Genomic DNA, 13622 nt, shown 5'->3' with positions numbered 1-13622 from the left:
GATTTGATAGTATATATAAACTGGGCTATTTTAATTTATTGATTAATCGGCATTGTGTGCGTAAGAATTCGTCCAAAACTGCCTGTTGGATTTCCAAGCGTTTGGCTACGGGCGAGGCAAAGCGCACGATGATGTTGTACACCTTGTCATCATGCGGCACGCGAGACACGCGCGGCTGGGCGGCGGGGGTAATAAAGAGTTTTTGCGCTTGAACGTTTTCTAAATATTGTTGGATAACGGGAACATAGGCTGCGCACAACGGCTCAAGAACGGCTTTCAGACGGCCTATGATTTCGTCCGAATCCAAATGAATCGGCACGGGGATTTCCACCGTATGAATCACATAATTGCCCAAAATATTGTCGCGGCGCACGGTATGGCTCAAAAGCAGGCTGTTGGGAAACGAGAGCGTTTTGCCGGAAAGTTGGCCGATCAACGGATTAGGGCCGATTTGCATCATCAGCGTGTTCAGCATATTGATATCGACCACCCGTCCGCGCAGGCCGTTGATTTCGATGTAGTCGCCGATGGAATATTGTTTGGTTACCGAGCGCAGGATGCTGCCGGACAAACACATAATCAGCTCTTTGGTCGCCACCACAATCGCTGCGGCTACCGCAAACATCGACAACGCCAAAGTTTGAATCTGCGCCGCCCAAATCATCGCCAGCCCGAGCAGGATCAGCAACATGGTCACGTTGCGGCTGAACACCAGCGAGCGGCGTTTGTTTTCAATGCTCAAATCCGGATGGCTGCGAAAATGCGCCGAGAGCAAAATGCTGCGCCCGGCAATGACGGCCACAATCATCAATACCGACATCAATGCCGATTTGATGATTTCTTCGCTGACAGGCAAAGCGTTCAGCCATTCATGCATGGTGTTCCACATAATCCTGTTTCCTTTTCCTTCTTAGGCCGTCTGAAAACCCACGCGTTCAAAAATTTCTGCTGCACACGCTTCCGATACAGCAAACAAAGTTGCCACACTGCCTAAAGCCCGTTGTGCTGCCACGCTCAAATCATCACGGCATACTTCGCCCAGCCACTCAACAGGCCGCACCAGCGACATTTTCTCATCGTCCCATTGCGGACAATGTACTGCGCCGCCTGTAATTCTGCCGATCCGATAACGGCGCAGGGCAGGCGAGTAGGTCAGTACGGCATCTCCATCGGCCAACTCGTTGGCAAACCGCCACATCTGAGCCGCACCCGATTGCGCTGTTCTCAATTTCACATCCGGCACGGCCGAACGGTAAATATCCGTCAGTTTCTCACGGCCAAAACCCTTGGCCGCCGCTTCGGCCAGCATGGGCCAGGCCAACGCCGCCACACCGCGTTCAAAAAATACATCATAAAGCGCACCTTGCGTGCTGCGAACCATATAAAGTCTGGCTTGTTTTCCCATTGCAGTACCTGTTTGTTTGAAGAACCCATCCCTTTGTTTCCATGTTACCTGTTACGGCTGAAAAATTCGATATTTTACATTGCCGGAAGGGTTTGAAGTTCTCGCTGAAAATAAATGAATTATAGATGAAAGGCCGTCTGAAAAATAAAATAGGCTTATATATCAACAGATGATATATCGTAACAATATATTAATAACTGTAAAATTTTTTACGTTTGTATCAAAAAAAAGATAAAATGAAAGAATCAATCGCGAAAGATTGCTATTCACTGAACATTAGGAGAGAAAAAATGACCTGCAAAACCCACGAACATCATGACCACGTTCACGGCGCAAACTGCGGCCACACTGCCATCAAACACGAAGGCCACGTCGATTATCTGCACGACGGCCACCTGCACCATGAGCACAACGGCCACTACGACGAGCATGCTCTGAGCGTCAATGAAACCAACCCTGACGGCTGCCATCCGGTTGATACCTGCCACGGCCACATTCACGGCGAAGGTTGCGGCCACGAAGCTGTACCGCACGGCGATCACGTCGACTACATCGTCAACGGCCGTCTGCATCACCAACACGGAGATCACTGCGACGACCACGGCCCGGTTGAAATCGTTAAATAAAACTGTTTTTCAGACGGCCTTTGATATGGGGCTTCTATAGAAAAAGGGGGTGTATTTTCACCCCCTTTTTTTGTGGGCTATCTTTTCCTATTAGCCAAAGTCTCTTGCAATAAACTTTTCAGATAATCTCTCTATACAATAAGGTCGTCTGAAAGCCTCAATCCGTATTTGATTTTTAAATTAAAGGCCGTCTGAACGTGTAGTTTCAGACGGCCTTTAGTCTTACCAATTCACACGAACTGCCCTGCTGCCGAGCAATGTTTCCAGTTCGTCAAACAAGGCGGTGCTTGGCGTTACAATCCATTTGGGCGCAATTTTCAATTTACCCGATGCTTTGCTGTTGCTGTACGACAGTTGCAACGGGATGTGCGATGTGTCGGGCAGGCGGTGGGCGGTGAGAATGGCAGCGAGGCGTGCGATGTCGTGGCCGGGTGCGAGGGCGAGGCTGAGGCTGCGGGCGTAGCGTTCGCGCGCCATTTGCAGGGTCATGACTTGGTTTGCCATGATGCGCAGCCCGTCGCCTCCACCGTAGTCGTCGCGGCTGACTTTGGATTCGATAATCAGCACTTGGTCGGATTTGAGGTAGTCGGCGCAGTTTTCCAGCGTGTGGCCGCTGACCATGATTTCAATCTGCCCGCTCAAATCTTCGAGACTGACGAAGGCGATTTTGCCGCGCTTGCCCATCATGGTGCGCACGGCGGTCACGAATCCGGCGAGGCGTACGCTGTCTTGCGGTTTCAGACGGCCTAATTTGGTCGGGGCGATTTGGCGGACTTCTTGGGCATACGGGCCGAACGGGTGGCCGGACAGATAAAAGCCGATGACGGTTTTTTCTTCGGCGAGTTTTTCCGATTCGCTCCACATGGGCGCATCGATGAGCTGCACCGGTTCGATGGCGTCTTCCATCATGTCGAAAAGCCCGCCCTGATTGGCGTTGGCGGCTTTTTGGTCGGCGTTGTTCATGGCGAGGTCGATGTTCGCCAAGAGCATGGCGCGGTTGGGTTCGATGCTGTCGAACGCGCCGCCGCGTATCAGGGCTTCGAGGGTGCGGCGGTTCATGTGTTCTTTGCCAACGCGCTCGCAGAAGTCCAAGAGGCCGGTAAACTTGCCGCCGCTTTGCCGCGCGGCGATGATGGATTCGACGGCGGCTTCGCCCGTGCCTTTAATCGCGCCGAGTGCGTAGCGGATTTTCATGTTCGGATACGGCGTGAAGCGGTAGTTGGATTCGTTGATGTCGGGCAGCAGGAACTCGATGCCGTTGGCGCGGCAGTCGTCGTAGAAATGCTTGAGCTGGTCGGTGTTGTCCAATTCAGACGACATGGTTGCCGCCATAAATTCGGCGGGATAGTGGGCTTTGAGCCATGCGGTCTGGTAGGAAATCAGGGCGTAGGCGGCGGCGTGGGATTTGTTGAAACCATAGCCGGCGAATTTTTCCATGTAGTTGAAGATTTCGTCGGATTTTTCGCGCGAAATACCTTGTTTTTCCGCACCTTCGGCGAAGATTTCGCGGTGTTTCACCATTTCTTCGGGTTTTTTCTTACCCATGGCGCGGCGCAGCAAGTCCGCGCCACCGAGCGAGTAGCCGCCGATAATCTGCGCCGCCTGCATCACTTGTTCCTGATACACCATAATGCCGTAGGTCGGCGCGAGGATGCCTTCAAGCAGCGGGTGGATGTATTGGAACTCCTGACCTTTCATGCGCGCGACAAAGTCGGGAATGTTGTCCATCGGGCCGGGACGGTAGAGCGATACGAAGGCGATGAGTTCTTCAAACTTGGTTGTATGCGCCGTTTTCAGCATTTTTTTCATGCCGGTCGACTCGAACTGGAAGACGGCGGTGGTGTTCGCATCGCGGAAGATTTGGTAGGCGGCCTGGTCGTCAAGCGGAATCTTGCCGACATCGACGATATCGCCGGTGGTACTTTTGATGTTGTTCTGCGCCATTTCGATAATGGTCAGGTTGCGCAGACCCAAAAAGTCGAACTTCACCAAACCCACGTCTTCCACGTCGCCCTTGTCGTACATGGATACGGGCGAGGCGGATTCGTCCGCCTGATACACGGGGCTGTAATCGGAAATCTTGCCCGGCGCAATCAACACGCCGCCCGCGTGCATACCCAAACCGCGCGTCAGGTCTTCCAGCTTTTTCGCCAGCGTAATGAGTTCGTCCGCTTCTTCCGCTTCGATTAATTCCTGAATCTGCGGCTCGGCCTCCATGGCTTTTTCCAAACTCAGGGGTTTGTTGGCTTCCAACGGAATCAGCTTGGACAGTTTGTCGCACAGCATAAACGGCAGTTCCAGCACGCGTCCGACGTCGCGAATCACCGCTTTTGAGGACATCGTGCCGAAGGTAACAATCTGACTGACCGCTTCCGCACCGTATTTTTCGCGTACATATTCAATCACGCGGCCGCGGTTTGCCTGACAGAAGTCTACGTCAAAGTCAGGCATGGAGACGCGTTCGGGGTTTAAGAAACGTTCGAACAGCAGCGCGTATTTGAGCGGGTCGAGGTCGGTAATTTTCAGTGAATACGCCACCAGCGAGCCTGCGCCCGAACCACGGCCCGGCCCAACCGGACAGCCGTGCGTTTTTGCCCAGTTGATAAAGTCTTGTACGATAAGGAAATAGCCGGGGAATTTCATCTGGATAATGATATTCAGCTCAAAATCCAAACGTTCCTGATATTCAGGCATTTTCGCCGCCCGTTCCGCCTCGTCGGGATAAAGCTGAATCATGCGTTCCTGCAAACCCTCGTTGGACAGTTTCACCAAATAATCGTCCAGCGACAAGCCGTCCGGAGTAGGGAAGAGCGGCAGGAAGTTTTTGCCCAATGTGATGTGCAGGTTGCAGCGTTTGGCAATTTCCACCGTGTTTTCGAGGGCTTCGGGCAAATCGGCGAAACGTTCGGCCATGGTTTCCGGCGGAATGAAAAACTGGCTCGGCGTGAAATCGCGCGGACGTTTTTTGTCCGTCAATACCCAGCCGCCCGCGATACACACCCGCGCCTCGTGTGCGTTGAAATCGTCGCGGCTCATAAACTGTGTCGGATGCGTCGCCACCACCGGCAAACCCAGTTCCTCCGCCAGCTTCACGCTGCCGGAAACGCAAGCCTCCCATTCAGGGCGTTCGGGCAGGCGTTGCAGCTCTAGATAAAACGCATCGGGAAACCACGCCGCATATTTCAACGCCGCCGTACGCGCCGCGTCTTCATTGCTGTTCAATAGATTCACGCCCACTTCGCCGTAATGCGCGCCGCTCAAACAAATCAAGCCGCTGTTGTCGCCGCTTTCCAGCCATTCGGGGTTGAGTTCCGCATGATGGATATTGCGGTCTTTGCCGACATAGGCCTCCGTCAAAAGCTCGCTCAAACGCAGATAACCCGCATCGTTGCGGATAATCAGCATGGCGCGAAACGGCTTGTCAGGTGCATTCGGATTGCCTATCCACACATCCGCCGCGCCGATGGGCTTAATCCCTGCGCCGCGGCAGGCTTTATAGAATTTCACCAAGCCGAATTCATTCATCAAATCGCTGATGCCCAAAGCAGGCAAACCGTATTCCTGCGCTTTGGCAATCAGTTTTTTAATCCGCACCATACCGTCGGTAATCGAGAATTCGGTATGCAGGCGCAGGGGGATGTAGGTCGGCTCGGTCATGGCAAAATCGGCGTGAACAATAAAAGGCGTATTGTAGCAGGGTTGGCAGCGAAAGGCCGTCTGAAAACCAAATGTAATGGGGTTGGATAAAGCAAATAAAACAGAAGGGGGCTTTCTTTCAGACGGCCATGTTAAAATATCGCCATTATTGAAAAGGATTAAATGATGGAAGCAACAGTCTATCTTGAAGACAACGAATACATCGCGTTGTGCGACTTATTGAAATTGGCCGGCCTTGCCGAAAGCGGCGGACAGGCAAAAGCGTTTATCGCCGAAGGGCTGGTGTTGCGCAACGGCGAAACTGAAACCCGTAAAACCGCCAAAATACGCGGCGGCGAAGTGATTGAGTTTGACGGTGCGCGCTTGGAAATCGCCGATGGATACGACCCTGAAGAATAAAGCCGAAGCCATCTTGGGCGAGCCGTTGTTAGACGAACCTGTCCGCCCTGAGTCGTGGGAATGTTGCGGCAGCGAATGCGGCGATGCCTGTATTCAGACAATGTATTGGGCGGAAAAAGCACGCTATGACGCGCAACAGAGGAAATTGAAAGAAGCTGGTTGGACTGATGGCGAAGATGAGGCAAAGGCCGTCTGAAAACGGTTTAGTTGAATAGAAACCGTGTGTTTGAGAAACTTTCTTATATAGTATTTTAGTTTGCGATAAGGAAACTAAAAACGCAATAAAAAAGGGTATGCGTATATATACTCTTTGAAAGTCAGATAGAAAACGGCATTATAGAAAAACAAATGACGGAATAAGATTTGCGGTTGGTCAATTCATCTTATTCCGCCTTGTCTTACAATCACTCAGGCGATGTTTCGTCTGCAAGATTCTCGATTTCTTCGCGATGCGCGTCAAACCATGAGCCGACCACTTGATTGACTTCGTCCATACCTTGCTTTTTCAGGCTGGAGAACAGTTGAACGCTGATTTTTTGACGCTCGGTGTAGGGCTTGAGTGATTTTTTTACCGTCGCTAAAGTTTTAATCTGGTCGTTTTTAGACAGCTTGTCTGCTTTTGACAGCAGGATATGCACAGGACGGCCGGTGATGTGGAAAAAGTCCAGCATTTGAATGTCTAAAGCTTTGAGCGGATGGCGCGAGTCCATAATCAGAATCAGGCCGATCAGTTGGCGACGTTGTTGCAGGTAGTCGCCCAAGAGTTTTACCCAGTGTGCACGAATGGCCTCCGGTACTTGCGCGTAGCCGTAGCCGGGCAAGTCGACCATGAAATTGCCGTTTTCCAGCTCAAAGAAATTGATGTGTTGGGTGCGGCCCGGTGTTTTGGAAACGTAGGCAAGGCGCACATGATTGGTTAAAGTATTGATGGCGCTGGATTTACCGGCATTGCTTCGGCCGACAAAGGCAATCTCGGCCGGCGTGTCGGGCAGGTCTTTCAGATGGTTGACCGTCGTAAAGAATTTGGCGTTTTGAAAAAGGTTCATCAGTATTTCCTTACATGGAAACAAAACTGCAACATCATAATTTGTATCGGGCATTTATGTTGCAACAGTTTGGTAATTTGAGTAGTAATTTAATGTAAACTTGGTATAGAATAGCACGTTTATAGAATTATCGGTTTTAATCGGGAAAATTCCCCGGTATTTGAGTATAAAAAAGGCATTGACGCGGTACGCAATGCTGTAATCAGGAGCACTCCATGAAACGATTGACTTTATTGGCCTTGGTATTGGCTGCCGGTGCGGTTTCCGCTGCCCCTAAAGCAGATGCTGAAAAAGGCAAACAGGTAGCGACTACTATCTGTGCGGCGTGTCACGCAGCCGATGGTAACAGCGGTATCGCAACTTATCCTAAACTGGCAGGTCAGGCTGCGGCCTACACCTACGGTCAAACCATGGCCATCAAAGACGGTACCCGTACCCACGGTGCTGCCGGCGTGATGAAACCGATGGTGATGAACTTGTCCGAACAAGACATCCGCGACGCTGCCGCCTACTACGCTAAACAACAAGGCAAACCGGGCGAAGCCAATCCTAAAGAAAACCCAGAGCTGGGCGCGAAAATCTATCGCGGCGGCCTGAGCGCTAAAAAACTGCCGGCATGTATGTCTTGCCACGGTCCTAGCGGCGCAGGTATCCCTGGCGGCGGTACTGAAATCCAAGCCTATCCTCGTCTGGGCGGCCAACACAAAGCTTACGTTGTCGAGCAAATGAAAGCTTACCAATCCGGCCAACGCAAAAACGCCATCATGGCCGATATTGCCAACCGACTGAGCGAAGAAGAGTTGAACGCAGTAGCCAACTTCATCCAAGGTTTGCACTAATTTCGTTTTGAAACGAGCTTATTGATACAGGCCGTCTGAAAACTCTTCAGACGGCCTTAGCCAATATAGGCCGATAAGCCTGATTGGTTTTTTCAAATAGCGACAGCAAGATTTTTACTACAATATGCAGTATTCTTCCTTTCGCATCACACGTCATTGCAGTCCGTTCCATTGGATCGGGTTGCCCCAAGCCGACATTTGAGACATGAGTAAATCTTCATCATCCGTCCCACTCATCCGTAGACCGTGGTTTGCCTTTTTCAGCTCCATGCGTTTTGCCGTCGCCCTGCTCAGCCTGTTGGGCGTAGCTTCGATTATCGGTACGGTCTTGCAGCAAAACCAGCCGCAAGTCGATTATTTGGTGAAATTCGGCCCGTTTTGGTCGCAGATTTTCGGCTTTTTGGGCCTGTACGACGTGTATGCCTCGGCATGGTTCGTTGTCATCATGATGTTTTTGGTGATTTCCACCGGATTGTGCCTGATTCGCAATGTTCCGCCGTTTTTGCGCGAGATTCGTTCCTTCCGTGAAAACGCCAAGGAAAAATCACTGGCGGCAATGCGCCATTCCACCGTTTTAGACGGACAGGTGACGCCCGAAGTCGCGCAACGATATTTGGAAGTACAAGGCTATGGCTGCAAAACCGTTACGCGTGAAGACGGTTCGGTTTTGGTGGCGGCGAAAAAAGGTGCGATGAACAAATGGGGCTATATCTTTGCCCATGCCGCGCTGATTGTGATTTGTTTGGGCGGTTTGATAGACAGCAACATCCTGCTGAAAATCGGTATGCTTACCGGCCGGGTCGTGCCAGACAATACGGCGGTTTACGCCAAAGACTTTAAGCCCGAAAGCGTGTTGGGTACGTCCAATTTGTCGTTTAGGGGCAATGTCAATATTTCGGAAGGGCAGAGCGCGGACGTGGTATTTCTGAATGCGGATAACGGCATGCTCGTGCAAGACTTGCCGTTTTCCGTCAAATTGAAGAAATTCCATATCGACTTTTACGATACCGGTATGCCGCGCGATTTCGCCAGCGACTTGGAAGTCACGGACAAGGCAACCGGCAAAGTCAGCGAACACACCATCCGCGTCAACCATCCTTTGACGCTGCACGGTATTACGGTTTATCAGGCAAGTTTCGCCGACGGCGGCTCGGATTTGACGTTTAAAGCGTGGAATCTGGCTGATGCCGACCGTACTCCGGTCAAACTCAAAGCAACTTCCATGCGCGAGTTTCCGCTGGATTTGGGCAAGACTTCTTATAAACTGGAATTCGACCAGTTTACTTCGATGAACGTCGAAGACATGAGCGAGCCGTCTGAAAAAGAGCAAAACCTGAAATCCGCCCTTAATGATGTCCGCTCCGTCCGTCAGGAGGACAAAAAATACACCAATATCGGCCCGTCTATCGTTTACCGCATCCGCGACAAAGCGGGGCAGGCGGTCGAATATAAAAACTATATGTTGCCGCTGAAACAAGATGAAGACTATTTCTTCATTACCGGCACGCGCAGCGGCTTGGCGCAGCAATACCGCTGGTTGCGCATTCCGATGGATAAAAACGGTAAAATCGATACCTTTATGGCTTTGCGCCAATATTTGAAAGACGATGCGGCACGCCGTAAAACCGTTGCCAACGCCGTTAAAGGCGCCCCCGCCGAAATCCGCGAGCAATTCATGGCGGCGGCGGAAAATACCTTGTCGATTTTTGCCAAAGGCGGCTATTTGGCTTTGGACAAATTTGTTACCACCAATATTCCCAAAGACCAGCAGGAAAAAATGCAGGGCTATTTCTACGAGATGCTCTATGGCGTGATGAACGCCGCTTTAGAAGACACGATCAGTACATACAACCTGCCGGCTTGGCCGCAAGACGAAAAGCGCAACCGCTTCCTGCTGCATGCAATGGACGCTTACACCGGTTTGACCGAGTATCCTGCGCCGATGTTGCTGCAATTGGACGGCTATTCCGAAGTTCGCTCTTCCGGATTGCAGATGACCCGTTCGCCGGGCGCATTCTTGGTATATCTGGGTTCGGTATTGCTGGTGTTGGGTACGGTGTTTATGTTCTATATTCGTGAAAAACGCGCTTGGCTGCTGTTTTCAGACGGCCGTATCCGTTTTGCCATGTCTTCCAGCCGCAACGAACGCGACTTGCAGAAAGAATTTCCGCAACACACACGGCAATTGCAGCAGCTTGCCAAGGATTTGAACCATGAATAACAAACATCAGGCCTTGCCCGAGCATGAGCTTCTGACACACAAATCATTTATCCGAAACCTCAACCTTTTCGACTGGGCATTCGCACTGCTGATTGCCATCGGTGCGTTTATTGCCCAAACCCAGGCCGGTCTGCACATGGACATCTACGAAATGGTGATTTTGTGGGCGAGTGCCGGTATTGCCGTTTTTCTGGGTTGGTTTTTCAAACCGATGCGCTGGTTTATCCCTGTGGGCGTGTGCCTGGCGTATTTGGCTGTTGATTTGTATGGCGGCGACATCAAACGCGCAGACGGCTTCCTGCTCAAATACCTGTTAAGCAGCCAGTCGGCGATTATGTGGCAATGCGCGTTTGTATTCTTTGCCTTGTTTGCCTATATCGTCGGCGCGATAGCGGCGGTGCGCAAGAATGTGCCGACCAATACGCTTTTGGGCATGGGGAGCGTGTTTGCGTGGGTTTCCGCGATGGCGGGTTTTATCGGCCTGCTGGTACGCTGGCATGAAAGCTATCTGCTGCGTCCCGATGCCGGCCATATTCCAGTCTCCAATCTTTACGAAGTATTCATCTTGTTCTTGGTCATTACGGCGCTGATGTACCTCTACTACGAAGGCCGTTTTGCCGTACAAAAACTGGGCGGATTTGTCTTCAGCTTTATGGCGGTCGTAGTCGGATTTGTCTTGTGGTACAGCGTTTCGCGCGAGGCGCATACTATTCAGCCGCTGATTCCTGCTTTGCAGTCTTGGTGGATGAAAATCCACGTTCCGGCCAACTTTATCGGCTACGGCGCATTCTGTATCGCCGCCATGCTGGGTATTGCCGAACTGTTGGCGCTCAGAAAAGAAGATGCGGGCAAAAAATCATGGCTGCCACAATCTCAAGTCATTGAAGAAGTCATGTACAAAGCGATTGCCGTCGGTTTCCTATTCTTCACCATTGCCACCATCCTCGGCGCATTGTGGGCGGCCGACGCGTGGGGCCGCTATTGGAGCTGGGACCCGAAAGAGACTTGGGCATTCATCGTTTGGCTGAATTACGCGATCTGGTTGCATTTGCGGCTGGTGGCAGGCTGGCGCGGCAAAGTGTTGGCTTGGTGGGCGGTCATCGGCCTGGTCATTACCGCCTTTGCATTTATCGGCGTGAATATGTTCTTGAGCGGCCTGCATTCTTACGGCACTTTGTAAGCCGCTTATTCCGCACTTTATTTCAGACGGCCTTTTTCCGTTTTCGGAGAAAACGCCGTCTGAATCGTTTTTAATCATTTTTTCAGACGGCCTCAAACCATGTTGGTATTAGGAATTGAATCATCTTGCGACGAAACCGGCGTTGCGCTCTACGACACCGAGCGCGGCCTGTTGGCGCATCATTTGCACACCCAGATGGCGATGCACGCCGAATACGGCGGCGTTGTCCCCGAATTGGCCAGCCGCGACCATATCCGCCGTGTGGTGCCGTTGACGCAAGGTTGCTTGAAGGAAGCAGGCGTAGGCTATGCCGATATCGACGCGGTTGCCTTTACGCAAGGCCCGGGCTTGGGCGGCGCATTGCTGGCCGGTTCGGGCTTCGCCAATGCGTTGGCATTTGCCATCGGCAAGCCCGTTATCCCCGTCCACCATCTTGAAGGCCATTTGCTCTCGCCCTTGTTGGCAGACGACAAGCCTGAGTTTCCATTTGTCGCTTTGCTGGTGTCGGGCGGACATACGCAATTTATGGCTGTACGCGGTATCGGCGATTACACCTTGTTGGGCGAAAGCGTGGATGATGCGGCAGGCGAGGCGTTCGACAAAACAGCCAAGCTGTTGGGTCTGCCTTATCCCGGTGGTGCCAAATTATCCGAGCTGGCCAAACTCGGCACGCCTGATACCTTCACGTTCCCACGCCCCATGCTGCATTCACACGATTTGCAGATGAGCTTTTCCGGTTTGAAAACCGCCGTTTTGACCGCTGTCGAAAAAGTCCGCGGCGAAACAGATTGCGATGAAATTCCGGAACAAACACGCAACGACATTTGCCGCGCTTTCCAAGATGCGGTAGTTGACGTGTTGGCGGCCAAAGCCAAAAAAGCATTGTTGGATACCGGTTTCAGAACTTTGGTGGTTGCCGGCGGTGTGGGTGCAAACTGGAAACTGCGCGATGAATTTTCGCGCTTGACCGTCAAAATGCCGTCTGAAAAAGGCAAACCCAAACCGCAGGAAGAAAAAATCAACGTCTATTTCCCACCGATGGCATACTGTACCGACAACGGCGCAATGATTGCCTTTGCCGGCGCGATGCGTCTTGCCGAGCGTCAGGCTGTCGGTGCATTCAATGTCAAGCCGCGCTGGCCGCTGTCGGATATTGTGAAGCAGGGTTGATGCATTAGACTGCTTCGATGTAATGAAAGGCCGTCTGAAAACCTGAAGACAGGGTTTCAGACGGCCTTTAATGAAATAGATGTTTGCGGTAAAACTTCATTCAAAAAGATGAGTAATTTTTTCATCCGTTTTTTCTACAATATTAACTTTGATTGATTGCAAAAGGCCGTCTGAAATGACGAATTTATCCAAAGGTTTACTGGCTGCGGTAGCGTCCAATTTGTTGTTTTCCATGCTGTTTCTGTACGGTATGTGGATGCGGCCGATGACGGGGACGGAGGTGTTTGCCTGGCGCATGGTCGCCATGCTGTCGGCTTTGTGCGTGCTGATGACCATGGTCAACGGTTGGCAGGCGGCAATGCGTTTTGCTTATGGCGTTGGCCGGGATTGGAAACGATGGCTGCTGATTGTATTGCCGACGCCGATATTTGCCAGCCAGTTGTGGCTGTTTGTTTGGGGGCCGGTCAATGGAGAAGGGGTAAACATTGCCATGGGTTATTTCCTGTTTCCTTTGGCGATGATGCTGGGCGGACGGATTTGGTTTAAAGAGCGTTTGAACCGGTTGCAGAGGGTGGCGGTAATCTTGGCGTGTGCAGGCGTGGCATGCGAATTGGTGCGGTCGGGCGCGTTTTCGTGGACGACTGTATGGGTGTTCGGTACTTATCCGTTTTATTATCTGCTGCGCCGCAAGCTGGGCGTGCCTTCCTTAATCGGGCTGACCTTTGATTTGTTGATGATTACGCCGTTTGCATTGGCGTATATTATATTTGCAACGGATACGCCGGCGATGATTGCGGCCAAACCAGTTTTAATTTTCTTTATTGTGTTGCTGGGTTTTAATAGTGCAATATCCATGCATTTGAATTTGAAGGCAAATCAGTTGCTGCCGGTGGCGGTGTTCGGCATGTTGAGCTATTTGGAGCCTGTATTGCTTTTTATTGTGTCGATTGTATGGCTGGGCGAGCCGGTGCAAAAAGGCGCATTGATCGGCTATGGCCTGATTTGGTCGGGATTGTGCGTGATGATTGTTAATGGCTTGTTAGGAATGAATAAAGAAAAGAAATTGGCTAAAGCTTGAT

At 51.5% G+C, this 13622-nt stretch carries 12 protein-coding genes; 8 read left to right on the top strand and 4 right to left on the bottom strand.

Translation table 11 applies throughout. From position 1 onward, the window contains the following. Nucleotides 1-25 precede the first annotated feature (25 nt). Nucleotides 26-889, bottom strand: a complete 864-nt coding sequence (locus tag ACTHTS_RS09390) for a mechanosensitive ion channel domain-containing protein (protein WP_440369866.1) — start codon at nucleotides 887-889, stop codon at nucleotides 26-28. A 21-nt stretch (nucleotides 890-910) separates the two neighbouring features. Beyond that, nucleotides 911-1405 (bottom strand): restriction endonuclease, encoded by a 495-nt coding sequence (locus ACTHTS_RS09385; protein ID WP_070591536.1) that lies wholly within the window; start codon nucleotides 1403-1405, stop codon nucleotides 911-913. 290 nt (nucleotides 1406-1695) lie between these two features. On the opposite strand from ACTHTS_RS09385, the gene ACTHTS_RS09380 reads away from it, so the two are divergent. Then, on the top strand, nucleotides 1696-2031 hold the full coding sequence (locus ACTHTS_RS09380) for a hypothetical protein (protein WP_063068286.1): 336 nt from the start codon (nucleotides 1696-1698) through the stop codon (nucleotides 2029-2031). A 222-nt stretch (nucleotides 2032-2253) separates the two neighbouring features. Here the strand turns inward: ACTHTS_RS09380 and dnaE are convergent, their stop codons facing one another. Next, nucleotides 2254-5688, bottom strand: coding sequence for a DNA polymerase III subunit alpha (dnaE, locus tag ACTHTS_RS09375; RefSeq protein ID WP_440369865.1), 3435 nt, complete (start codon nucleotides 5686-5688; stop codon nucleotides 2254-2256). A gap of 165 nt (nucleotides 5689-5853) precedes the next feature. Here dnaE and ACTHTS_RS09370 point away from each other — a divergent pair, with 165 nt between their 5' ends. Both ACTHTS_RS09370 and ACTHTS_RS09365 read left to right on the top strand, forming a co-directional pair. Then, the gene (locus tag ACTHTS_RS09370; RefSeq protein WP_002221492.1) at nucleotides 5854-6087 is read left to right on the top strand and encodes an RNA-binding S4 domain-containing protein; all 234 of its coding nucleotides are present in this window, start codon (nucleotides 5854-5856) and stop codon (nucleotides 6085-6087) included. After that, entirely contained in the window at nucleotides 6065-6283 is a 219-nt protein-coding gene (locus ACTHTS_RS09365) for a hypothetical protein (protein WP_036492735.1), read from the top strand. The genes ACTHTS_RS09370 and ACTHTS_RS09365 overlap by 23 nt, the downstream gene beginning before the upstream one ends. Nucleotides 6284-6491: 208 nt before the next feature. On the opposite strand, the gene yihA is transcribed toward ACTHTS_RS09365, so the two are convergent. Continuing rightward, a complete protein-coding gene (gene yihA, locus ACTHTS_RS09360) occupies nucleotides 6492-7133 on the bottom strand; it encodes a ribosome biogenesis GTP-binding protein YihA/YsxC (RefSeq protein WP_440369864.1) in 642 nt (213 codons plus the stop codon). Nucleotides 7134-7348: 215 nt separating this feature from the next. Here yihA and ACTHTS_RS09355 point away from each other — a divergent pair, with 215 nt between their 5' ends. From ACTHTS_RS09355 to rarD, 5 genes are all read left to right on the top strand, one after another. Beyond that, complete coding sequence (locus ACTHTS_RS09355) at nucleotides 7349-7972, top strand: c-type cytochrome (protein WP_003684518.1); 624 nt, start codon at nucleotides 7349-7351, stop codon at nucleotides 7970-7972. Between the two features lie 268 nt (nucleotides 7973-8240). Next, the gene (locus ACTHTS_RS09350) at nucleotides 8241-10193 is read left to right on the top strand and encodes a cytochrome c biogenesis protein ResB (protein ID WP_440369913.1); all 1953 of its coding nucleotides are present in this window, start codon (nucleotides 8241-8243) and stop codon (nucleotides 10191-10193) included. After that, nucleotides 10186-11373, top strand: coding sequence for a c-type cytochrome biogenesis protein CcsB (gene ccsB / locus ACTHTS_RS09345; RefSeq protein WP_440369863.1), 1188 nt, complete (start codon nucleotides 10186-10188; stop codon nucleotides 11371-11373). The genes ACTHTS_RS09350 and ccsB overlap by 8 nt, the downstream gene beginning before the upstream one ends. Nucleotides 11374-11472: 99 nt before the next feature. Continuing rightward, the gene (tsaD, locus tag ACTHTS_RS09340) at nucleotides 11473-12543 is read left to right on the top strand and encodes a tRNA (adenosine(37)-N6)-threonylcarbamoyltransferase complex transferase subunit TsaD (protein ID WP_440369862.1); all 1071 of its coding nucleotides are present in this window, start codon (nucleotides 11473-11475) and stop codon (nucleotides 12541-12543) included. A 175-nt stretch (nucleotides 12544-12718) separates the two neighbouring features. Further along, complete coding sequence (gene rarD / locus ACTHTS_RS09335) at nucleotides 12719-13621, top strand: EamA family transporter RarD (protein WP_440369861.1); 903 nt, start codon at nucleotides 12719-12721, stop codon at nucleotides 13619-13621. Nucleotide 13622: the final 1 nt, after the last annotated feature.

This window comes from Neisseria sp. P0019.S003 (assembly GCF_051957115.1).
GTDB lineage: Bacteria > Pseudomonadota > Gammaproteobacteria > Burkholderiales > Neisseriaceae > Neisseria > Neisseria flavescens_D.
Note: the sequence above shows the minus strand (reverse complement) of the source record. Positions and strands in the feature narration are given on the sequence as shown.